We start from the raw sequence: 22,458 nt of genomic DNA, 5'->3' as shown, positions 1-22,458 counted from the left end.
ATGACCCACACCGCCCCCGATCCGGCGGAACGGATGCTCCGTTTCCACCAGCCCGAGAGAGTTCTGCGACACCTCGGCCCCACCCCCGACGAGGGCGCGCTCGCCGCCCTGTTCGGCCTCGACCGGACCGGCTACCACACGCGCCTGGCCGGTTTCGAGCAACGGAACCGTTCAGCCGCCACCGCACTCGCGGCCGATCCGGGCGCGACAGCACTCCGTGCAGGACTGCCGTTCCGGCCGGGCCAGCACGTGGTGGCCGTCGGGGAGAGCACCACCGCCGACCGGCTTTCCTGGTTCGAGATCCTGCGGCACCTCCTCCCGGAGGGCGTCCGCTGCACCAACGCGGCCGTATCCGGCAGCACGACGACCCAGGCCCTGGCGAACCTCCCGCAGCTCGCCTTCCACCAGCCCGACTGGGTGTTGTGCATGCTGGGGGCCAACGACGCCCAGCGACTGGACGGAGTCCCGCTCGTCGCCCCCGCAGAGACCCACCGCACCCTGCTGGCCCTGCGCGACGTGGCGGTCCGCCGGACCGGGGCCCGCTGGATCTGGCTCACCCCACCCGGTGTCGACCCGGGCCGCGTCGCACAGTACGTGCACTTCCAGCGCGCGGGCCTGACCTGGGCCGGGACGGACCTCGACACCGTCGCGGAATTCCTGCTCGCACAGCCCGAAACCACGATCGACACCCGGGCCGCCGCACAGGGCCACCTGGAGGAGGACGGCCTCCACCTCACCCCGGCCGGCCAGCAACGCGTCGCCGCGACCGTGCTCGAAGTACTCGGTGCACCGCCGGACCGGGAGGAGAACACCGCCTGACCGCCTTGCGGGCCGAACGCCGCGGACGCCGGTCGGTCCGTCGGAGGGGTGTTCAGCCCTGTCCGTGCTCCTGCACCACACCACGTCCCGTCCGGCCTCCGTGGACGCGGGACCGGCCCGCTGCCAACCGCTGCGCCTTGCCCTCACCGTTTCGGGGTGGGTCTGTTCGGATCCGCGGGTGGCGGGCGGTCCGCCGTGTGATCATCCGGAGCGACATGGTGGTGGAGGCGGATGGCGGGGCAGGGGTGCCGGCCGGCGCTCTTGGGAAGGACAGGGTGTGAGCCTGACCGCGCACTGATTGATCCGGCATCCGCGGCCGCCGGGCATCGACATGCTGCAGTGCAGACAGCGACACGGGCTGGGTGCGGTCCCTGACCCGCGGCACCGCGCGATGATGGCCGGCCTGCTGGATTCCGGTCTCCTCGACGCTCTGGTGGCGTTCGCGCTGGAGTACGAGCCGGTGGTGGATCAGGAGGGGGCCCGCTCTCGGGCCGGACTGCTGGCCGCCGAGTTCGAGGCCTTCGGGCTCGCCGTCCCGCCGGCGACGATCCGCACCATCACCGTGATGCGCAGCCTGATGGTGCCGGTCGCCGATGAGGATCTCGCCTTCGCACTCGACCGCATCTGGGTGTTCGGCACCTTCCTCGACGACCTGTGCAGTCGCGCGCCGGCCGAGGTTGAGGCGGTCCTGCAGGAGGCTCTGCTGCCCGAGCGGCCCCCTTCCCGGCCGGCCAGCCGCTACCTGCGGCACGTGTTCGCGCAACTGGCGCCGTTCTGCGAGCCGGCCTTCCTGGCGGTCTACCGGGGCTTCCTCCACAACGCCCTCATCGGCGTGCTCATGGAGGCCGAGTTCACGCCCGAGGCGTCCGACGGCGTGGACTGCGACTTCGTCCGCGCCTACAACGGCTTCTCCCAGTTCTGGTTCGTCTCCCTGCAGTTCACCCACCCGGGCCTGGACGCCTGCGGCAACCGGGCCTTCTGGTCGGCGGCACTGCCTTCCGGCGTGACGTTCCTGAACGACCTCAACGACGTGCTGTCCTGCTACAAGGAGGCACTCGACGGAACCGACTTCGCCGGCAGCAGGCTCTACCGCATCAGCATGCGCGAAGGCATTCCCTACCAGGCCGTCGCCCGCCGCACCCTCGCCGGCGGCCTGGCCGCCCGTGACCGCCTCCTGGCCCTGGCCGCCGACGACCAGCACCCACATGTGGAGCGTTATGCGGCCGGCTACGTCTACTTCCACCTCCGCTGTCGCCGCTACCGCTGGAACGACATCTACCCGGGCCTGACGCCGACCGACACCTGACACGGCGGCGGACGCGGCCCTCGACCGTGAAGACCCGCGCGTGCGCCGGCATCGTGATGAGACCGCCGTCAGGTTGATGCCCTGGGCAGACAGGCAGGCCGTCCGTAGCCCGTCCACGGGAGGTGCCCGGTTCCGTGGGCCCCGGAGCGACCGGTGATCGCTGGGCCGAAGCCGAGCCGCTGATCGGCCGGTGCACGGCTGTTTCTCCTCGGCGCCGACGGGTACGCGCATGGCACGCCGCCGGAGTGCCGAAGCTGCTCGGGCAGGCCGCGCAAGCACCGTTCCCCTCACCGAGCTGAACGGCTCCCAGAGGCGCGCCGGAGTCACGGCCCCCGTCGCAGCACGTGCGAGAGTCGGGTCCTCCGTGCCTTCCACCCCACCGCCGTGCCGCAACGTCAAGGGAAGTCGTCATGAAGGCAGCGGTATACGAAGGACCGCGAACGGTCACGGCGAAGGACGTACCGGACGCGAAGATCGAGCACCCCTGCGACATCATCGTCAAGATCACCACCACCAACATCTGCGGTTCGGACCTGCACATGTACGAGGGCCGCACCTCGTCCGAGACCGGCCGCGCCATGGGACACGAGAACATGGCCAGGTCGTGCAGGTCGGCCCCGCCGTCCGCAAGGTCCAGGTCGGCGAGTACGTGGTCCTGCCCTTCAACATCGCCTGCGGCTTCTGCAAGCAGTGCGAGCAGGGTCTGACCAACTACTGCCTGACCATGCAGCCGGAACCCGCCCTCGCGGGAGCCGCCTACGGGTTCGCCGACATGGGCCCCTACCAAGGCGGCCAGGCAGAGCTGCTGCGCGTGCCCTACGGCGACTTCAACGCGCTGCGTCTGGGCGAGGACGCCGCCGAGCGGCAGACCGACTACGTGATGCTGGCCGACATCTTCCCCACCGGCTACCACGCCACCGAGATGGCCCACGTCAAGCCGGGCGACCAGACCATCGTCTTCGGGGCCGGCCCCGTCGGCCTCATGGCGGCCTACTCCGCCCTCCTCAAGGGCGCCGGCCGCGTCTGGGTGGCCGACCACCAGCCCGACCGGCTGCGCATCGCGGAGGAGATCGGGGCCATCGCGATCAACACCGCGGAGCAGAACCCGGCGGAGGTCATCAAGGAGGCCACCCTCGGTCTGGGCGCCGACAACGGCTGCGAGTGCGTCGGCTACCAGGCCCACGACCCCCAGGGCCACGAGGACGCCAGCCTCACGCTCAACGGCCTGATCGACTCGGTCAGGTTCACCGGCGACATCGGGGTCGTGGGCGTGTTCCTGCCCCAGGACCCCGGCGGCGCGGAGGCCCAGGGCGAACTGGAGGCGCAGGGCGAGGTCCCGATCGACTTCGGCATGATGTGGTTCAAGGGCCAGCGCATGGGCACGGGACAGGCGCCTGTGAAGAAGTACAACCGGGCGCTGCGGGACCTGATCGCCGCCGGAATGGCGAAGCCGAGCTTCGTCGTCTCCCACGAGCTCAGCCTGGACGAGGCCCCCACCGCCTACGAGCACTTCGACGCCCGTCACGAGGGCTGGACCAAGGTGGTCCTGCATCCGGACGGACACGGGAACGGCCACAAGCGGTAGGACCGGCCGTCGGCCTGAGTCCCGATCGTCCGGGCAGCGGCGTCGAGGCGGCGTCGACCTCGGCCACGGGCGGTCTCGACCGGGCCGTGGCACAGGGGAGATGACGAGCAACGGGTGGCCGGCCCCGTAGCGGCCGCTCCGGTCTTCGTCGCCCGCGGCGGTCCCGTCCCTCGGCGTTCGCGTCCCGCAGCCCCGGCCGCTCGTTCCGTGAGCCCGCAGCTGTAGGCCAGGTCACGCAGCCGGACCTCCGAACCGCGGAGGACAGGTCGACCGGACGCGGGAGGCGGATCGATCACAGCCGGCCCCGGTCGGTCGGCTTCCCGGTCGTCGGACGGAACGGTTCTTCGCTGGGTGTGGCCACTCACGCGAGTGAACTTCGGCTCGGGGCAAGGTGGTTCGTGCCGAGGGGGAGGACCGTGGGGTGCACCGCCACCCGACAGGAGCCTCGCTGTGGAGCCTCTCTTCCGCCTCTCCCTGCTGCGGCCCCCGGTCGCGCAGGACGCCGACCACCCGAGCATCGAGTTGGCCCAGCAGACGCCCTTCCAGCAGGAGTTGGCCGCGGCGTTGGGGGCGGCCGAACCACGTGCCGCGCTGCGGCGGGTGGTGGGCGCGTACGTCGCCGGCCCGCTGTTCCTCGCCCGGCCCGAGCAGGCTCCGCTGGCCGCGCAGACGGCGAGGTTCGTGACGGCGCTGGACCGGATGCCGGCCCTCGCCTCCGCCCGAGCGGCGGAGCACGCCGACGGGGCGCGGGCGGCCGACGGGGCGCGGGCCGACGGGTCGGCCGGGGCTGCGCCCTTCCCGCCCACGCTGCGGGACACGGTGACTGCCGCCGTGCGGGAGGCGTACGGGGCTGCGCCGGCCGAACTCGTGCAGGGGGCGCCGTACAAGGAGGCCGCGGCGCGCCTGCGGGACAGCGTGCTGGCGATCAAGTACCTGCCCAGCGAGCACACCCGGCCGCTGGAGGACCTCGTGCGCGCGCTGCGCCATCTGGAGATCGTCGCCCGCCTGGTCTCGCAGCCCGCGTTCCCCGCGACCGCGCGGGACTTGCGGGAGGCCCGTCGGCGTCCACTGCGGCTGCCGGGCGCGACGGGCCTCGAACCGGTCACCTCGACCATCGAGGCCGAGCGCGAGCAGCGGCGCAAGCAGGCCGAGGCGGCCCGGTCGCGGCGCGAGCGGGCGGAGCAACTCCTCGCGGAGTTCAAGAAGCTGGGCACGGTCATCGCCGAGCTCGCCGAGCTCAGCGGCGAGCACTTCAACATCACCCCGCAGAACTCGTCCGACCGGGAGCTACCGCCGACCGAGCACACCCCGCCCGCCGAACTGACCCGGCAGATCAACTTCCACACCCGCCTGTCGGAGGCCAACCTGGCCGCCCTGTCCGGACACACTGGACCTCCCCCGCCCGCCGCCGCCGCGGATCCCGAGCCCACTCCCCAGAACCCCACCATCGTCTCCGGCGCCGCACAGCTCGCCGGGCAGGTCTTCGGCGCCAGGCCTGACCTCCTCGCGGGCAGCCCCGGGTTCACCCCGGCCAATCTGCACGACCTGAGCTTCCGGCTCGATCCGACGGCGGTGCGGAACCTGTCGGAGGCCACCCGTGCCGTGCTCACCGCTCGCGGCATCGAGGTGGCGGCCCAGCCGTTGGACCGCGTCGTCACCCTCCTGCAGAACGAGGCCGACCGTACGGCCGCACAGCTGGAGCAGCTGTACGGCACGCCGGTCGCGCGCAGCGTACGGCGGATCGGCGGCACGCTGGTGACCACGTCCACCCCCCTGCCGTCCGTGTGGAACGCGATCACCATCGGCGACCTGGACCCCATCGACGACATCCCGCTGGAGGCGGGCCGCATCCCGGCCACCCGGGGCAGCGTGAAGCCGTCCGGCATCGCCGACCTCCTCGTGGTGCGCCAGCAGCTGATCGGGTACGAGGGCGCCGACGTCGCGCACATCGAGAACGTCCTCAAGGGCGAGACCAAGCACCGCGAGCACACCCGGCGGGAGGAGACCGAGCGGATCACGCTGACGGAGACGGAGACGATCACCACCGAGGAACGGGAGCTCGAGTCGACCGACCGCTTCGAGATGAGCCGGGAGACCAGCGCCGTCATCAAGGAGGACGCGGCGCTCAAGGCCGGGCTGACGGTCACCGGCAAGTACGGTCCGACGGTGGAGTTCTCCGCGTCCGCCGAGGGCTCGGTCTCCCGGTCGAAGGAGGAGGCGACGAAGTCGGCGTCCACCTTCTCCCAGGACGTCACCCAGCGCAGCGCGAGCAGGGTCTCCGAACGGGTGCTGTCCCGCACCAGTCTGCGGATCACCACCGAGGTCACCGACAAGAACACCCACACGCTGGACAACAGCCCCGGCACCGGGCACATCTCCGGCATTTACCAGTGGGTGAACAAGGTCTACCGGGCGCAGATGTTCAACTACGGGCTGCGGACCATGTTCGACTTCATGATCCCGGAGCCGGCCGCGTTCCTCATCCACACCCTTCAGTCGGCGCACGGCAGCGCCGTCCACGTGGACAAGCCGCCCGCCTTCACCCTCAAGGCCCACAAGATCACCGAGACGAACTACCACTACTGGGTGCAGCAGTACAAGGCGACGGACGTCGTACCGCCGCCCGAGCGCTACCTGACCAAGTCCTTCGACTACAAGGCGGGCGGCGGCGACAGCAGGACCAACTACAACCACTCCGGTCAGATCACCATCGACGAGGGCTACGAGGCGTTCCAGGGCTCGGTCGCCCACATCTGCAACATCTGGGAGGGCAAGCACTTCCTGGACGTCGCCGTGGGCCGCCGGACCCACCGGTTCGCCCCGGCCGACAGCTGGGTGTGGATCACCATGCTGGACGGGGAGACGGGGTCGATCCCGGTCGCCGTCGACACCTTCCGCCTCTCCCAGGTGGCGGTCGCCATCGAGGTCAAGTGCCGTCGGACCGAGCGCGCGATGGAGAAGTGGCGGGCGGAGACCCACGCCAAGCTGATGACCGCGTACAGCGCGCGGCTGGCGGAGTACGAGGAGAAGGTCGCCGCGCTGACCCTGGAGGCCGGTGTCGCCATCGAGGGCCGCAACCCGGCGGCCAACCAGGAGCTGATCGCGCACGAGCTGCGCAAGAACTGCGTCAGCATCCTGACCAAGCAGCACTTCGACCTCTTCGACGCCACCGACGCCCCGCCCGGACAGATCCCGCAGATCGATGTGGACGAGGCCGAGGCGGAGGGTGCCTACGTCCGCTTCTTCGAGCAGGCCTTCGAGTGGGAGCACCTGACGTGGGTGGCGTATCCGTACTTCTGGGGCCGCAAGGACCAGTGGGACGAGCGTCTGGCGTACGACGACCCCGACCCGCTGTTCAACCAGTTCCTCAAGGCGGGATTCTGCCGGGTCACGGTCCCCGCCCGGCTCGGTTTCGAAGGCGCCGTCGACCACTTCATGAACTTCGGCGAACTGTGGAAGGGCGGCCCCCTGCCCACCGTGTCCAGCCCGCTCTACCTGCCGATCGCCGACGAGATCGCCGAACGGCTGGACCGTCCCGGTGACGAGATCCCCCAGGGCGACCCGTGGACCGTACGCATCCCCACCAACCTGGTGCGGCTGCGCGCGGACGACCGGCTGCCGCGCTGGGTGCAGAACGCCGACGGCGAGTGGGTCGAGGCCCCGGGACTGTGAAGCACTTCATCCTGGTGGCCGGCTACCCGCAGCCGCCCAAGAGCCTGCCCTTCCGGGCGTACTGCGAGAACCGCGTCCAGCAACACCTCGCGGCCAACAAGGCGAAGGAGGACCTGGTCTTCCAGATCCTCGACGTGGGGAACGGGGAGAACGTCGTCCGCACCTTCACCTACCCGGGCGGCAACCGGACCGAGACGCGCGCGGCGCTGCGCACCCATGTACGGGTCACCCGCGCCCACTACGACGGCAATGCCTTCAAGGACGGTCAGGTCGGCGTGATGTCTGCGCTGGACGTCTACGCGGCGGTGCAGGAGATCGGGTTCCGCAAGCCCGGCACCCTCATGGAGCTGAGCTTCTTCTCCCACGGCCACGCCGGAGGACCGGTCCTGGTGGACAGCTGGGACGACGGCCAGTACGACGTCCCAGGCGATCCTCCCGCGACCCGCACCCGCTTCCTGGGCGCGGACCTGCGCGACCCCGACGACATGGACCCCCGGCCGAAGGACTTCAGGGCGGCGAACATGGAGCCCCAGGCACTCGCCGCGTTCCGGGCGGCCTACCACCCCGACGCCGTCAACTGGAGCTGGGGGTGCGCGTCCGCCCCCAACGTCAACGAGATCCTCCACAAGCTGGAGCTCCACCCCGACTACCGGTCCTCCGGCCTCGCCGACGACAAGGTCCTGGTCTTCTCCACCCTCACCCCGGCCAACGTCGCCGACCTGGAACTGATGCTGCGGCTGAAGTTCACCGACCCCCGGAAGGTGGAGCTGCCCTTCGGCGCCCTGAGGCAGTACGTCCGCAGGCACCTGCTGGGCTCCTACGCCCACGCCCTCGCGGTCGCCTCCGGCCGGACCACGTTCGGTGCGCTGATCGGCACGTTCGCGGAACCCGATCCGGCCGGCCCCCGCCCGCTGATGCGCGTCCACCCCCACTTCACGCGGCACTTCACCTTCTACCGGAACTACTTCGGCTTCACCTTCGACCCCGAACGGCGGTGGTACGGGGCCTTCCGCCCGACCTTCACCTGACCCGGCCCACGCACGGTCCGGCGTGCCGAGCCGTTCTCCCGGGCGCCGGCAGCCCGCAGACGTGCACCGAACGCGTCCGGAGCGAGCCCGACTGCCCGACTCAGCCGGTGCCGTCCTGTACCGGATAGTTGATGATGACCACACCGCCGGTGGCGTAGTTGGGGACATCGGCGGACAACCGCTGGCCGTGCGGCGAGGCCAGTGCCGCGTCCATGGCGGCGGCGTCGGCGAAGTCGGCCTCGAAGACCGCGAAATACGGTGCCTCCCCCTCGGCCGCCGCCACGTCGAAGCTGTAGCGCCACGCAAGCGGGCCGGGCCAGTCCTTGACCAGCGGGAGATGGTTGGTGACGTAGTAGTCCCGGAAGTGGTCAGGGTCGGCGGGCTCGGGATACAGGACGACGAGCTTATGCATTTCGGTCTCCGTTCAGGGACGTCAGCTGGCATCGTGCGCGCGGGGATGCGTCGGACCGGTCGGTGCATGGTGGTTCCAGCAGGGCCGTCCGCGGCAACGGCGCTCCCATCGAATCGTTTTGGAATCAGAAACGCCGAGCGGATGCTAGTGTTTCGAATAACGAAACACAAGGAGGGTCATGCCGACACCACGCCCCGGAGAACCGGTTCGTGGATCGACGACCGGCCGTCCCCTCATGGCCGCGATGGACCTGTTCGGCCGTCGGTGGGCGCTGCGCATCCTCTGGGAACTGCGGGCGGGTCCGCTCGGCGCCCGCGCGCTGCTGGCACGGTGCGACGGGCTGTCGTCCAGCGTCCTGTACCAGCGGCTCCGCGAACTCGCGTCGAGCGGGATCATCGCCTCCTCGGCGGATGGCTACGAGCTGACTCGGCTGGGGACGGCTCTGCGTGATGCCCTCCGTCCGCTCGACGAATGGGCGGCCACCTGGGCGCAGGAGCAGGAACACAACGATCAGGAGCCGACGCAGACGTGAAGGTCACGCTCGAGTGCTCGCCGACGTGCGCCCTGACGGGATGACGCGGGTCAGCCGGCCCAGCCCTCGGTGTTCGAGCCCGACTCGTAGGAGTAGCGCGTGTCGCGGTCGCGTCCCTCCCCGGTGATGCGCTCGTACGCCCGGTCCGGCGCGCACAGCTGGCTCTCCGCCCAGACGAGGCCGGTGGCGTGCGGGGTGAAGGCCCCGGGGTCGCGGCCCGGTACAGAGGAAGGCGTCCCCGCCCAAGCCGTGGTCGTACTCGAGGTCGCCGGCGGGATCGGGCGTGCTGGGCCGGCAGTCCTCGATGAGTTGCCCGAAGGCGTCTTCGTCCATGCCGTCGAGCATGCCCGAGGAGTCTGACATGCCCGTCCGCCCGGGCAGCACACGTGACCCCGTACCCCAGGGTTCCGCCGGAGCCAGTTCATGACGCCGGCGGGGTGCCGTCCGGGTGATCGAGGTCCAACGCCGCGGCCGCGGTCAGTCGCTCGACGAACGCTCGGAAGTCCGCAGCCAGCGGGAGCTCCGAGCTGTCGTCCACGTCGAACCAGGTCACGGACGGCTCCTCGTCCACCGCGCAGCCCCGGTAGTCGAGGGCGATCCAGCAGTGGCCATCCCCGGAAAGCAGCACCAGGGGCGAGGGCGAACCCCACTCCTCCGCGAGGTAGGCCGTGTCCAGCATCGACAACCGGCCGTCGTGACGACCGATGCCCAGGTTCCCGCTCCACGACGTCGGCACCTCGGTCGGGAACGCGTTCCACGCGTCCGCCACCACACCGCCGTTCCGGACCCGCAGGATCTCCAGAAGTGAAGCCGGCAGGCGGACACCGAGCCGACGTTCGGCGTCCTCGACGACCGCGTCGGTCAACGGGGGCTGGGCCTGGTCACCTACAGGAGCGCCACCGGTGGCCACTCGTACGTCCAGCAGCACCGGCTAGCACATCACGGGGCTGACCGTCCTGAAGGTGTCCGCGGGCCCCGCGGGCGAGGTGTCCGTCACCGACGAGTGGAGCCTGCCGTACTCCTTCGACGGCACGAAGCACACCGGCTGCTCCTCCCGCGCCGTCCCCGCCACCGTCCCCTGCGATCGGGAGGGACGGCGCGGAACGGGCCTCCTTCGGCTCCGGCCTACCGGAGTGAGGCGGTCGGGTTCTTGCCGCTCCCGGACTGCTTGAGGCGCTCCACGACCATGGTGGCGAGGTCCATCGCCCGGTTCGGCACCTCGTACCCCGGAGCCCAGGCGTACTCGATCTTCGCGATGACCGTGCCCTGCCGGACCCTGATGCCCTTCCCCTTCCAGCCCCCGGCCCCGGCCGGCAGCTCGTAGCCGTCGATGGCGTCACCGGGCGGGTCGGTCCCCACCTCGGCGGGTGTGCCCCGGCTGGTGAAATGGGCCTTGGACGTGGCTTCGTCGTCGAAGGACATCAACCGGATGACGATCCGCTCGTTCCTGCCGGACAGGCCGCTCATGCCCAGGGCGAGGGCGTCGGCGCACTCGTCGTCCAGCCAGGTTTCCGACTGGCAGATCGCCGGATTCGACATGTCCCACGCGTGGACCGCGGCGCCGCCGTTCCCTGTGAGCCTGGGCAGGTTGATGCCCTGGGGGAGAGCGGCCTCCAGCACCGGCTGCGTCATGACCCGGCCCGCGGCCCTTGCCTTCCCCGGCCCCTGCAGCCCGGCGTTGCCGGGATGGTCCTCGACGGTGGGCGTCCCGCCACAGCCTGCCAGCGAGGCACAGATGATGACCGCCACGGCCAACAGCGACCTGATCCGAAAGACACGGCTTCGGTGTATTGAGCACGAGCAGGTTGGTGCCGCGGCTGGCGGTTGTTTGGCCGCCGATGCCGGTGTAGGGCTTGCCGTTGGTCTGCGGGTGCCAGGGCCTGGTCCACCTGGGGCTGATGTCCAGTTCCTGGCAGTTCTGGCGCCAGGTGTTCTTGGTGTGGGCTCAGGCGTTGTGGGTCAGGACGTGTTCGACGGGGATGCCCGGGGACGCGAAGTGGGCGGTGGCTCGGGCCAGGAAGCCGGTGCAGGTGGGTGCGGTCTCGTCGGGCAGGTCCTCGGTGCAGGCGAGGCGGCCGAGCTTCTTGACGTCGATGTGGACCAGTTCACCGGGGCGGGCGCGTTCGTAGTGGCGGACGGGTTCGCCGGCGGCTGGACGTGTCTTTGGAGGATGCGGTGGACGCCGTGATGCGGCACCGGACCGCCAGTCGCACCGGACCGATGCGGTGTTAACGCCGCAGGCGCAGCACTTCCGACGCGATCTCGGCGGGCGTCTTGCGGGGCTGGTGGTGTGGCTACCTGGAAGCGTTCCGCGGCCCGCCACACGGGCCAGCCGCAGTCGTCCGATCTCGGTCAGCGGGGCATTGCGGTGGACCACGAGGGCCTCATGAACTCGGTGCAGATATCGCGATCCACACCGCACCCGGAAGCCCTCACCCATTCCAAGCACCCAGCACGCGTGCCACCCACGCCCCGGGACAACACACCTAGCCGATCGGGAAGACGGCGCCCGGGGCGGCCCAGTCCACAGGGCCTTCGAAGCGGGTGGCCGCGCGGGTGAGCGCCTGCCACGGGGTCAGGGCGTGGCCGACGTGGGTGACGATCAGCCGGCCCGCGCCGGCGGCGCGGGCGGTGGCACCGGCTTGCTCCGGGGTGTGGTGCACCGGCTCGCCGTCCGTGGGCGGCCGGTCGCTCTCCGCCTCGCACAGCAGTACGTCGCACCCCTCGGCCAGGCCGGTCAGGCCCGGGCACGGCGCCGTGTCGCCCGAGTAGACCAGCGAGCCGCCCGCCCCGTCGACGCGGACGGCGAAGGCCGGCATGCCGTGTGCGACGGCCCGGCTGGTCAGGGTGAGGGAGCCGACCCGGGCCCGGTGTCCGTCGTACAGCTCGTGGACGGCGAAGGCGGATTCGACCGGGCTGCGGGTCGAGGTGTTGGTGAGGAAGTGGGCCAGCCGGTCGGCGGTGCCCGGCGGGGCGTAGAGGGGGATGGGCGCGGGGAGCCGTATGTCCGCGTACAGCGCGGCGTAGTACGCGGTGAGCAGGTCGGCGCTGTGGTCGGCGTGCAGGTGCGAGATCCAGATGGCGTCCAGGCCGTCCAGCCGGACGTACCGCTGCAACTGCGCCAGCGTCCCGCTCCCCGCGTCCACCCACACCCGCGTGCCGGCGCCGGTCACCAGGTAGCCGGAGCACGGGTTGTCCGCGCTCGCGTAGGGTGTCGCGGAACCCAGGACGGTGAGCTGGAGGAGATCGCTGGTCATCCGGTGAGTGTAGGACGCGGGACTAGGGTGGCGATCATGAAAGACATGAACGACGACTTCGTCTGGGGCGAGCCGGAGCGGCGGGCCGCGCTGGGCGACGTCGCGTACCTGCGGGAGCTGGGGGCGCGGCTCGCGGACCAGCACAAGGACGCCACCGCGCGGGCGCGGACCTACGGGGATCGGCTGGCGCACGTCATACGGGTGCTGGCGCTCACGCCGGGCCGGGACAGCCTGGTGGAGCTGCTGCGGCTGCTCGACGAGAAGCGCCCCTCTTCGAGCGCGAGCGGCCTCGCCTCGCTCCTCGCGGAGCACCACCGGGCCGGTGACCTGGCCGTCACCGTCTTCGACCACTCCGGCTGGTGCGCGGACGAGCTGAGCTCCTGCCTCTTCCACGAGCTGCTGCTGCGGGGTGCGGACATGACGGGCTGCCGGGCGCCGCGCTCCTCGCACACCCTGGACTGGCTGCCCCGGCAGCTGCGTGACTTCGAGGCCGGCGCCAAGTTCCCGACTCGCTCGGTCAACGGCTCCGCGGGCGGGTTCTGGACCCGCATGCCCACCCTGGGACGCGTCGACCCTGCGACGCCCCGCACCACCGAACGATCGGCCCTGCGGAACTCGGCCACCGTGGAGGTCCACGAGAGCATCGTGTCCGCCCCGCATGCCGGCGAATGGGGGGATTGCGACGCCTGGGTCTTCGAGCTGGAGGGAGCCCTCGCTCCCGAGCTGGTCCCCGCTCTGCTGCCGACGCTGCCCGTGTCCTGCACCGAGGTCGGGCCGACGGACCGCTTCGAGATCGCGCTCAGCGGGCTCGGCGAGGTCTGGGGGCTGCTCTTCGCCGCCGCCTCGATGGGCGGGGTTTACGGCGGGGGTGTGGGCGGAGCCTGGGGGCGGATGTGGACCTGGCGCTCGCTCGCGGGCCTGAGCGGTGCCCCGATGTGGGCGGACGCGCAGGAGGTGGAACGCCACGCCCGCCAGAGCACCTGGTTCCGCTTCGAGGCCGACTCGGCGTGGTTCCACAACGAGATCGGCTGCGACTTCGGCATAGCGGCCCTCTCACCCGACCGCCGCCGCCTCGCCGTCCTGGCGGCCACGGACACCGACTAGCGGATCAGGCGGGCCGCCCGGGCCAGTGGGCGAGGGCGGCGAGGTCAGGAGGCGTCAGACCCGTGCGGGGGTCGACGCGGTGGAGGAGCGCGACGACCTCGTACGGTTCGGCGTCACGCTCGCCCCCGAGCCGCAGGAGGAGGTCAGCCGGACACCTGGCGACGGCGACGGCCGGCGACTGGTCGGCGGCGACGACCGTCCTCCTCGGCACCCGCGTTTTCCACACGGACGGCACGGTGACCGGCGAGGAGATCTGTCCGACGTCCGCCGGTTTCACCGGCACGGGCAGGCGCCTGTCGGCCGGGCAGCTTCTCCGACGAACTGCTGGGGGTCGGTCGGCCGTGTGTGACATCGGGCACGTCGAACGGGCGGACTCAGGCGATGTGGCGCAGAAGACCGACGCGAAGCTCGCCGTCGAGGAGGTCGTCCATCCGGCCTGCGAAGTCCTGTAGGTGGGCGCCGCGAAGCTGCCCTCCTCTGAGAGCCGGGCGCGGGCCACTGACCGCGGTCGTGGCCCTTACTTGCTCGTCCTTCCTCGCAGTCGGCTCTGTCGGCCCGACGCCGTCGGGACCGGCAAGCGAGGATCCCCAGCTCGTCCGTGTCCATGGCCTGTTGGAGAAGGTCGCGTCCGATTCCCCGGAGTTCGTGGAATCCGGCCTGGAGAGGGTTGCCGACGGAGTGCACGCCCGATCCGCACTCGCCAGGGGCAGGATCTACAAGGTCTCCGTGGCGTGTGTCGGCGCAGGAACGGTTGAGCTGACGATCGGGGACGAAGGCCCGCCGCAGGCCGTCCCGTGCGACGGCGTGAGGGCGAGCCGGCCCGTCCAGGATCTTCCGGACGTCCTGCCGGTCGACATCACCGCGGCTGCCGGAGCCACGGGAATGGTCGCCCGGCAGATCACCGCCGTCTCTTCCTGACACGGTCGCCTCCACGGTTCCTGCCCGCCCGCCAGATCAGCGTCGGGCAGGAACCATTCGGCTTGTCCGGCTGGTCCACCGACGAGCGCCGACGTACTGGCCTCGGCGACAGCTGGGGAGGCCGGAGCGTCAGTAGAACGGCTGACACCACCGGGGGCGTGGACTCCTGGTGCTGTGCAACATCCGCTACATGGACGCGGCCGTCACGCAGCTCCGAGCAGACGGCTTCGACGCACGGGGATGAGGACGTGGCCCGCCTCTCGCCGTTTCGTGCGGCACCACGTCAACATGCTCGGCCGCTAATCCTTCTCGCTCCCGGACCTGCCCGGCGGCCTGCAGCCCCTGCGCGATGTGGACGCGGTGGACGGGGAGTAGGAACCCGAGGAAGGGTGAATGAGGGCCCCGGCCGGTCCTGTGGCCGGGGCCCGGGGATCATTCAGCCTGGCCCCCTGGTCGCTTGGACAGGCAGAACATCAGGGCCCACGTCAGGGCGAGGAGCCCGGCGACCCACCACAGCACGGTGATGAACGCCTCGCGGTTGAGTCCGGCTTCGGCTGAGCCACCAGTGGTGGAGAAGAACACCAGGGCGGTCAGCGCGGTACCGAGGGCGATGCCCAGGTGAATTGCCGTGTTGAACAGGCCTGAGGCAGCCCCGGCGTCCCTGTGCGGGACCTGTGCCAGCGACAAGTCGGCGAGCGGGCCGCCGACCATGCCGAGACCGAAGCCGATGAGGACCACCGGAGCGGTCATCCCCAGCAGCGTCAGGTCGCCCCCGCCTGCGGATGCCTGGAAGCCGTAGCCGGCCATCGCAGCGATCGTGATGACGGCTCCGGTCTGGGGCAGGCGGCGGGCGAACCGACCGGCGCTCTTCGCCGCGAGCGCACGTGATCGACGGGGGGTAAGACGATCACGCTGGCCCAGCAACGAGGCGATGTCCTGACCGGGGGTTACGCTCCCAGGACCTCCTCGAAGTAGCCGGGTCCGGTGATCGGGACGGTTTGGAGGGCGCTGGTGTAGCGGCGGGTCTGGGTCTGCCAGGCGTGGTAGCCGCTCATCCAGGCTTCCATGATCTCCACATACGTGGCCACAGCGGTCTGTTCCGGGGCGGTGAGGCCGAGCTGGTGGCACATGGCCGGGACCTGGCGGGCCTGTTCCCGGAACCGGTCGACCCGCTGTTCGACTTCCTGGCGGGCTGCTTCGATCGCTTCCTGTCGGCTGTACCCCTGGGTGTGTTCGAGGACGAGGACGAGGTTGTCCATGTCGCCGCGGGCTTCCTCTTTCTCCAGGGAGTAGACGTCGTTGCACATGAACGTGACGTCGATGGCGGCCTGCCGCATGATCCGCAGCTGCGGACTGTGGAACGCGGCGGCGGGAATGGTGATGGCGGCGGCCCGCTCGCCCAGCGACAGGGGCAGGTCGGTTCCGGCGATGCCCCGTCTGACTTGCAGATACGTTTCCATGTCGGCGGGCGTCCCACGGAGCCGGCCGATCGCCTCGTGGGCCTGGGTGGCGAAGTAGTACTCCCACTCGCACGCGGTACGGGCCACCCACCCCGGGTGCGCGCCGTCGGTGCAGCGCGCCCACAGCTCGGCGAACGCGACTGAGCACGCGTCCGCCCCCGGTGCGGGGGTGGCGCCGTGGACGATGTCGATCAGTTGCTGGCTGACGGCCGCGGCGCGGGCGGGGTCCTGGCCGAGGGGGCCGTCCAAGTGGTCGTCGAAGGCGAAGCAAAACGAGCTGGTCACGGCCAGGCGAAGCCAGGCCCTGCTGCTGATGCGGAGTTCACGGTCTCCCGGATTCACAGCGTGACGAAGCTGCCTATCGGCCAGATAGTGGCCGGCTCCTGGGCTTGCGGGTATGCAGGTATCCGGAGAGCAGGTCTGACCTACCGGGGAGCGTTGGGTGGGGAGACTTGTCGAGATCTTTGGACGGGTAATCGCGCTGGGGCAGCGCCGTAAGCAGGCCGTTTGGTCGGCCGTGCACGCCGCCATTCAGTGAAGAAGCCCTGAGACGGCCGACGGCACCGACCGCGTCCTGCGGCCGCCTGAGCGGGTACCGACGCCCCTCGCGGGCCGCCACTACACCCCGGTGGCGGGCAGTGCGCAGGGTGAGCCCGCTTGCTGATTCTCTCGGCGAGTAGGAAGGGGTGCCCGCCCAGTGATGACGCAGGCATGAAGACCGCCTGCGGGCGGGTGCTGGTAGAACCGAGGGGATGGACGCTGCCGTGTCCTGGGTGCGGCCGGGTCGTTGACCGGTCATGATCATTCGTCGCATCGTCACCATCGCCGTAGGCAGTGCCATCCTCACCGCAGGGGCTGCCTCGGCCGCGGTCGCCCAGGCACAGGATGTACCCGGTATCACCTCCGGTCTGCTGGGGAGTGTGTACAGCGTGGGGTACACCCCGAAGGCCACCAGCGTTAACAAGATCGGCCTGGCGGGCTACCTCAATCACTACGGTAACCGTGCCGACCTGCAGACCTTTTACAACCAGGTGTTGTTGCCCGGCATTTGATACCGAGGGGGTGAGCGTTAGCAACACGTCCCCCCGATACTCGCTCCCCAGCCTGGTCGCACCCCTGACCTGCATGAACAGGGGACCTGTGTGGCAGCCCGTGTTGCACCACCCTCCGGTGCCGGAGGGCAAGATGAAGGCCCCGGGGGGTCACGACGTCCCCAGGGCCTTCACTTCGCTGACCTCCCAGCTCAACGACGAGCGAGGTGGCTTGTCACGCCCAGTCCACGCCGAGCTTGGCGAGTGCGGCGAGTTGTTCGGTGGTGAGTTTGTGGCGTCGGGTTTTGGTGTTGGAGACCCACACACCCAGCTTCACGACGATCGGCTCTGCCTCGCCGTCGACGGTGATCTCCTCCCCGTGGGCCCTGGGGACGGGCCGATGGGCGCCTTCCCGCTCGACCCACTGCGCAAGGGCCGTCAGGCCCCGCTGGAACGCCTGCTGCGCCTTGCTCGGCCCCTTCGCCTTGCGGCTGGCTGCGGGTGCGGGGGAGGGTGCCTTGTCGGGCTGTACGCCCAGCGCGGTCAGCCGTTCCCGCTGCTCGGGCAGCAGCCGCGCCCAGTTGGCTGGCTGCTTTTGCTGCTGGAGCCACCGGCCGACGTCGTCGCCGTCGAAGACGACCCCCGGCGCGATGTAGGGCAGGACGCCGTCGGCGTCGACCAGGTCCGCCAGGACGCGGTAGTGCCGCTGCCAGTCCAACGGCCACGGGCAGTCCCAGTCCTCGTCGATCGCGGTCAGCTGCGCTGCGCGCTCCGCCGCCCGGTCCGGGTCCTTGCCCAGGCCGTTCTTCGCGCCTTTGCGGCGGAGGTTGGCCATGTGCTGTCCGACGGGCACTATCGCGTCGTCCTCGCCCCACATGGCGTCTTGCCGGGGTGCGAGGTGTCCGGTGGCGCGGTGGTAGGAGCGGAGCACGGCGAGCTTGGCCTCCCATGCCTCCTCGCCGGGCTCCCAGACCATCCCGGCCTCCGGCGCGTCCAGGAGGGTCTTGCGCCGGTCCTCGAGCTCCCCGGCCCGCAGGGCCTTGCGCTGCTGGTGCACCCACCGGCCGAGAGGGAAGGCCTTCGTGACGCCGACCTCGGTCTCGGTGTCGTACGGGACCGCGTACAGGCCGGTGATCTCGTTCTGGGCCCTCCACCGGAGCAGGGCTTGGTAGCCCTCCAGCCACACCAGGGACTCCGGCCGGTAGACGCGGGTGCGCAGGAACGCGGCGATGGTGGCTGCGTCGCGTGGGCTGGAGAAGTGGAGCAGCGCCGATTCGGCTGCGGCGTCGGTGCCGTCCTCCTGGTCCTCGCCCTCGCCGCGGGTGCCGACGATCTGTCCGTCCTCGTCGCGCCGGACGTGGGTCTTGCGTTTGCCGCTGGTGAGGGCGCGGGAGGCGAGCTGCTCGACCAGACGGTCGTCATGAGATCGCAGGCCCTGGAGGACCGCTACAAGAGGGCGGAAGCTCGCGGAGGCCACCATGTCGGTCGGGTCCTCGCCGGGCTCCAGGAAGACGGGCACGATGATGCGCGCGATCTTCGTGGACCCGTCCTTGTTGAGCCGGAGCGCGCGCCCGATGTTCTGGACGATCTCGACCTGGGAGCCGCGGGTGTCGGCGAAGCAGATCGCCTCCACCCCGCGCTCGCCGGTGATGTCTACGCCCTCGCCCAGCACGCGTACGGACGCGAGGAACGCCCGGTGTACGCGCCGGTTGTTCGCGTCGATGCCGTTGGCGAACTGGCGCAGGACCTCCCGGCGCTCGGTGACGAGGTGGTCCCCGCACAGCCAGGCCGACCAGACCCGGTCCGGCGGGACGTGGCGGCCGGCCTCCAGCTCGTAGAACTCGGCGTCGATCGACGACTTCGGGAGCTTCTCCGCAGCCGCGAGGTCGGCGTCGGAGGCGTCGGTGAGGTACAGCTCGGCGGCCGTCTCGGGCAGCTTCTCTGCGAACGCGGCGGCCTCCTCGACCTTCTGGTGGAACGTCATGACCGTACGCAAGTTGTACGCCGCGGCGTGCTCCAAGAGGGCGGTCTGCAGGAGAGCCAGGCGCCGGCCCCGCTGCGCCTCCTCGGATTCGCCGAGTACAGGCGACGGGTCGCGGATCTCCAGGACGTCGATCTCGAACCCGGCGAGGATCTCCCGCTCGATCGCCTCCGAGAGCCCCAACTCGGCCAGCCACCTGCCGTAGGTTCCGTTCGGGTCGTCGGCCATGCTCGCGAGCTCGGCCTCCTCGCCTCCGGCGCCCTTCTGCGGCCGGGCCGCGGCCAGGATGCGCGGGGTCGCGGTGAGGTAGAGCCGGAAGTCGGCCGGGATGCGGGCGTTGTCGTGGATGGCCGCCCAGGGTCGTCCGAGGTCGCCGGCGGTTCCGTGGGCCTCGTCGACGATGGCGAGGTCGAAGCCCGTCATCTGCTGCCCGTACAGGCGCTCCCCGCCTGCCAGGGCGGTCTCCAGCGGACCGCGAACCTTCTGCTGCCCCTCGGGTGCGTCGGTGTCCTCGCGGTCCACCAGGGAGGCATACGTGGCGAACACGACGACCGGCCCTGAGGAGGCCCACAGGGCGAGCTGGATCGGGTTCGTGGTGGTCCGCACCCCCAGCTCGTTCAGGACGGGGTCGTTCTCCAGCGAGCAGACGGCGATCATCGGGGCCCGGTGGCCCACCAGGCGCCACGCCTGTGCGGTCTGGACCAGCAGGTCCAGGGTGGGCACGGTGACGAGGATCCGGCCGTCCGCGAACGACTCCAGCGCGCACGCGGCGGCCGTGATCGTCTTGCCCGAGCCGGTCGCTGACACGATGGTGCCTCGGGCACCTTGCGGGGGCACAGATGACCTTGCAGGGAATCCGACCCACTTTCGAAACGCCGACTTTTGATCGACCTGGTGTTCCTTAAGCGGAATTTTCGACACTTCCCTGCCTCCCCGGTATCTAATTCATGCGAGCTCAGGGGCGCCTCGTACAGGCAGAGGGCCGCACCCGTCCCACCTCGGATCAGGCGACCCGAGAGAAGGGCTTCACCCGAACGCCGAGCCCTGCACACCTCACTGGGCGTTTTCCCCTCGCGCGCGGCTCACAGCCTCCGGGTCTCGCGCTGAGGCTCCACCAGCACCATCGTTTCGGGTAATCCGATGACAGATCCCCGGGTGCCGTTCGTCCCGTCCCGTGTTTTCCCGAGTACATGAGATGCATCCGGAGCGTTCTAGGTATCCACGCATTTCTGCCAATGGTACATGCACATTTCAGAGTGATGCACCACTATAGTGAGTATGCAGTCCGCGACGTGGGTCATCTGACGCGAGGGGCCAAGTTCGCTCAGGACTGCGCCCCGAGCGAAGCGAGGCTTCGTAGGGCTCGCTGCCGGTGAGGTCGCCGCGGGCGTAGGTGACCGCCCCGCTGGTGCCGGTCAGTTCCTGATTTCAGGTTGGCCTGAGGGAACGAAATCGGAGGTCGCTGAATAGGTTTGATGCAAAGCCGGACGAGGTGTTGGGGTCCCCGGGCCAGCCCGTGGGAGATCTGTAGGGGGCTGGCCGTCGGGGTGGAGGGTAGGGCCTGTGGCTCAGCTTGTTGGGGTGAAGGGTGCGGTGGTGTTTTGGGGGAGGGCGGCTAGTTGTGATCGGAGTTGTGTGATTTCTTGTTGGAGGTCTGTGACGAGTTGGTGGAGTGCTTGGATCGCGACGATTGTGATGCCGTTTGAGTCGATGAAGTCGATTGCGGTGTCGGTGTCTCCCAGGCCGAAGGCTGCGTGCCAGTCTTGCGCCATAGGTCCGAGGTGGCGGACGTGTTCGGGGTCCCATGTGTAGCGCCAGCTGCTTACAGGCAGGGTGGCGAGGGTTTCGAGTACGGCGAATCCGTTGAACTGATGCTCGGTGTTGAGGCGGACGGGGGTGTCCGGATGTGTCTTCATCGGCTCCAGTCCACACCGATGACGCCTGTCTTCAGGTGCCGGTCAGAGGGCGCTGAACCCACATTCTTGGCCCGCATTTGCCACCGTGCATCGTTGTCTTCGGTGCGGAGGTCGTAGTAGGCGAGGATTTGGCCTTGCTTGTCTCGCAATTCCAGCTGTGCTGGGTATTCGACTCCATGAGGCCACGTGACGTGGCGGGGGAGGTCGGGCTCACCGTTCCGCTGGGGGTCTGACGGTGCGTTGCTTGCCGTGGACATGGCTGGTCCTTTGGTTGAGTGGTTGAGCGTGTCCACCCTGACCTGTAATGTGGGCCGGTCTCCAGGAAGGCCCAGAGTCGTTCGCCTATACGAGTCTCAGATGGCGCACTCGGCCTAATGGGGAGACCCTTGCTGAGCTGCCGGCTGTCCGCGGAGCGGGCTGGTCCTGGAGGCGGAGCCGGAAGGACCCGGGTGGGGGAGCGGAGCGGACCCGCCCCAACGGGCCGAAGGTCCGCACCCCGTGAAACGGGGTCACCTCCCGCGCTTCGCTCGGGAGGTCGGCGAAGCCGGCCCCCTCCGTGGAGCGCAGCGGAGCCGGAGCTAGTCCGGAGCGAAGCGCAGGACTCCGGCCCGAAGGGCCGGCCCTGGCTCGGCGAAGCCGAGCACCTACCAGCCCAAACCGCGAACGCCCCACACCACTCGCCATAGCCCAGCGATCCGTCAGCGTCTCTCACCACAACTACATCCCCCACACCATCCTAGCCGCAGCGCTGCAGGCTTGACAACCGCCCGCGGGATTCACCCACAAAACCCTCACAACTCCCGGGTAAAACCATTAACACGGGGGGGTGGGGGGGGGGGGGGGGGGGGGGGGATATCACAATCATAAAAAAATGTTTGGGGGGGGGGGGGGGGTGACTACCGAAAAACCCTCTAATTAAATAAAATAAAAAAACCTACTAATAACTACGATGGAGAAAAAGTTAAGGTGCCGATAGGCACAATATAATTACTTACCATAACACAAAAGGGGGGTACCCAGATCAATTAACACCATCAACGTGCGGCATATGCGGGGGGGGGCAAAACCCAAAACCCACTCAATCTAAACCTAAAAAAATTAAATAGTTAAATAAAAATATATAAGTATTAAAATAAATAAATATGGGGGGGGGGGGGGGGTTGAATTGTTGTAGGTTTTAAGTTATAAAAGATATTATGGATAGTGGTTTTTGGGGGGTGTTTTTGGGTAGTATTTGGGGTTGGGTTTGGGTTTTGGTTTGAATGGTGTGTTTGTTGTGTTTTTTTGTGTTGTTGTGTTGGGTTGTTTTTGGGGGGGGGGGGGTGGGGGGGGGTTTGTGTTGTTTTTGTGTGTTGGGGGTTTTTGTTGTTTTTTTGTTGTTTGGTTTTGATGGTGTTGTGTTTTTGTGTTTTTTTTTAGTTTTGTGGTTGTGTGTGT

17 protein-coding genes and 3 pseudogenes are annotated in these 22,458 nt (G+C 69.2%); 10 read left to right on the top strand and 10 right to left on the bottom strand.

What is annotated here, in order from left to right:
* The 5 genes and pseudogenes from ABD973_RS00100 (at position 1) to ABD973_RS00080 (ending at position 8,410) form a co-directional block, all read left to right on the top strand.
* Complete coding sequence (locus ABD973_RS00100; protein WP_345497432.1) at positions 1 to 819, top strand: SGNH/GDSL hydrolase family protein; 819 nt, start codon at positions 1 to 3, stop codon at positions 817 to 819.
* A gap of 331 nt (positions 820 to 1,150) precedes the next feature.
* Positions 1,151 to 2,125 carry a hypothetical protein gene (locus tag ABD973_RS00095; RefSeq protein WP_345497430.1) on the top strand — a complete coding sequence of 325 codons (975 nt, stop codon included), beginning with the start codon at positions 1,151 to 1,153 and terminating at the stop codon, positions 2,123 to 2,125.
* Between the two features lie 410 nt (positions 2,126 to 2,535).
* Positions 2,536 to 3,710: pseudogene (locus ABD973_RS00090) on the top strand (glutathione-independent formaldehyde dehydrogenase).
* A 450-nt stretch (positions 3,711 to 4,160) separates the two neighbouring features.
* Positions 4,161 to 7,382 (top strand): hypothetical protein, encoded by a 3,222-nt coding sequence (locus tag ABD973_RS00085; protein ID WP_345497428.1) that lies wholly within the window; start codon positions 4,161 to 4,163, stop codon positions 7,380 to 7,382.
* Complete coding sequence (locus tag ABD973_RS00080) at positions 7,379 to 8,410, top strand: hypothetical protein (RefSeq protein ID WP_345497426.1); 1,032 nt, start codon at positions 7,379 to 7,381, stop codon at positions 8,408 to 8,410. The genes ABD973_RS00085 and ABD973_RS00080 overlap by 4 nt, the downstream gene beginning before the upstream one ends.
* A gap of 100 nt (positions 8,411 to 8,510) precedes the next feature.
* Here ABD973_RS00080 and ABD973_RS00075 read toward each other — a convergent pair whose 3' ends face one another.
* The gene (locus tag ABD973_RS00075; protein WP_125823757.1) at positions 8,511 to 8,822 is read right to left on the bottom strand and encodes an EthD family reductase; all 312 of its coding nucleotides are present in this window, start codon (positions 8,820 to 8,822) and stop codon (positions 8,511 to 8,513) included.
* Positions 8,823 to 9,057: 235 nt separating this feature from the next.
* Here ABD973_RS00075 and ABD973_RS00070 point away from each other — a divergent pair, with 235 nt between their 5' ends.
* A complete protein-coding gene (locus tag ABD973_RS00070) occupies positions 9,058 to 9,354 on the top strand; it encodes a winged helix-turn-helix transcriptional regulator (RefSeq protein ID WP_125823758.1) in 297 nt (98 codons plus the stop codon).
* Positions 9,355 to 9,775: 421 nt separating this feature from the next.
* On the opposite strand, the gene ABD973_RS00065 is transcribed toward ABD973_RS00070, so the two are convergent.
* The 4 genes and pseudogenes from ABD973_RS00065 to ABD973_RS00050 all read right to left on the bottom strand — a co-directional run bounded on the left by ABD973_RS00065 (position 9,776) and on the right by ABD973_RS00050 (position 12,611).
* Positions 9,776 to 10,219 (bottom strand): SMI1/KNR4 family protein, encoded by a 444-nt coding sequence (locus ABD973_RS00065; RefSeq protein ID WP_345497421.1) that lies wholly within the window; start codon positions 10,217 to 10,219, stop codon positions 9,776 to 9,778.
* Positions 10,220 to 10,479: 260 nt separating this feature from the next.
* Complete coding sequence (locus tag ABD973_RS00060) at positions 10,480 to 10,986, bottom strand: hypothetical protein (RefSeq protein ID WP_345504856.1); 507 nt, start codon at positions 10,984 to 10,986, stop codon at positions 10,480 to 10,482.
* 154 nt (positions 10,987 to 11,140) lie between these two features.
* Positions 11,141 to 11,731, bottom strand: a pseudogene (locus ABD973_RS00055) (transposase family protein); the annotation flags it as partial.
* A 109-nt stretch (positions 11,732 to 11,840) separates the two neighbouring features.
* Entirely contained in the window at positions 11,841 to 12,611 is a 771-nt protein-coding gene (locus ABD973_RS00050) for an MBL fold metallo-hydrolase (protein WP_345497419.1), read from the bottom strand.
* A gap of 36 nt (positions 12,612 to 12,647) precedes the next feature.
* On the opposite strand from ABD973_RS00050, the gene ABD973_RS00045 reads away from it, so the two are divergent.
* Positions 12,648 to 13,715 carry a DUF6183 family protein gene (locus ABD973_RS00045; RefSeq protein WP_345497417.1) on the top strand — a complete coding sequence of 356 codons (1,068 nt, stop codon included), beginning with the start codon at positions 12,648 to 12,650 and terminating at the stop codon, positions 13,713 to 13,715.
* A 4-nt stretch (positions 13,716 to 13,719) separates the two neighbouring features.
* Here ABD973_RS00045 and ABD973_RS00040 read toward each other — a convergent pair whose 3' ends face one another.
* Positions 13,720 to 13,998 (bottom strand): hypothetical protein, encoded by a 279-nt coding sequence (locus ABD973_RS00040; protein WP_345497415.1) that lies wholly within the window; start codon positions 13,996 to 13,998, stop codon positions 13,720 to 13,722.
* A 329-nt stretch (positions 13,999 to 14,327) separates the two neighbouring features.
* On the opposite strand from ABD973_RS00040, the gene ABD973_RS00035 reads away from it, so the two are divergent.
* On the top strand, positions 14,328 to 14,633 hold the full coding sequence (locus ABD973_RS00035) for a hypothetical protein (RefSeq protein ID WP_345497413.1): 306 nt from the start codon (positions 14,328 to 14,330) through the stop codon (positions 14,631 to 14,633).
* 166 nt (positions 14,634 to 14,799) lie between these two features.
* Positions 14,800 to 15,008: pseudogene (locus ABD973_RS34675) on the top strand (Tn3 family transposase); the annotation flags it as partial.
* A gap of 57 nt (positions 15,009 to 15,065) precedes the next feature.
* Here the strand turns inward: ABD973_RS34675 and ABD973_RS00025 are convergent.
* Both ABD973_RS00025 and ABD973_RS00020 read right to left on the bottom strand, forming a co-directional pair.
* Positions 15,066 to 15,440 carry an MFS transporter gene (locus tag ABD973_RS00025; protein ID WP_345497411.1) on the bottom strand — a complete coding sequence of 125 codons (375 nt, stop codon included), beginning with the start codon at positions 15,438 to 15,440 and terminating at the stop codon, positions 15,066 to 15,068.
* A 140-nt stretch (positions 15,441 to 15,580) separates the two neighbouring features.
* A complete protein-coding gene (locus tag ABD973_RS00020) occupies positions 15,581 to 16,378 on the bottom strand; it encodes a terpene synthase family protein (protein WP_345497409.1) in 798 nt (265 codons plus the stop codon).
* A 512-nt stretch (positions 16,379 to 16,890) separates the two neighbouring features.
* Between ABD973_RS00020 and ABD973_RS00015 the strand changes: the two genes are divergently transcribed.
* Positions 16,891 to 17,145: a hypothetical protein gene (locus tag ABD973_RS00015; RefSeq protein WP_345497407.1), complete on the top strand. Its 255-nt coding sequence runs from the start codon at positions 16,891 to 16,893 to the stop codon at positions 17,143 to 17,145.
* Between the two features lie 214 nt (positions 17,146 to 17,359).
* On the opposite strand, the gene ABD973_RS00010 is transcribed toward ABD973_RS00015, so the two are convergent.
* Together ABD973_RS00010 and ABD973_RS00005 are read right to left on the bottom strand one after the other, a co-directional pair.
* Positions 17,360 to 20,026, bottom strand: coding sequence for a DEAD/DEAH box helicase (locus ABD973_RS00010; protein ID WP_345497405.1), 2,667 nt, complete (start codon positions 20,024 to 20,026; stop codon positions 17,360 to 17,362).
* Positions 20,027 to 20,673: 647 nt separating this feature from the next.
* Positions 20,674 to 21,021 (bottom strand): tail fiber domain-containing protein, encoded by a 348-nt coding sequence (locus tag ABD973_RS00005; RefSeq protein WP_345497403.1) that lies wholly within the window; start codon positions 21,019 to 21,021, stop codon positions 20,674 to 20,676.
* Between the last annotated feature and the right edge of the window lie 1,437 nt (positions 21,022 to 22,458).

The sequence above is a fragment of the Streptomyces racemochromogenes genome (genome assembly GCF_039535215.1).
Taxonomy (GTDB): domain Bacteria; phylum Actinomycetota; class Actinomycetes; order Streptomycetales; family Streptomycetaceae; genus Streptomyces; species Streptomyces racemochromogenes.
The sequence above is the reverse complement of the archived record's forward strand: the minus strand, read 5'-3'. Positions and strand labels throughout refer to the sequence as shown.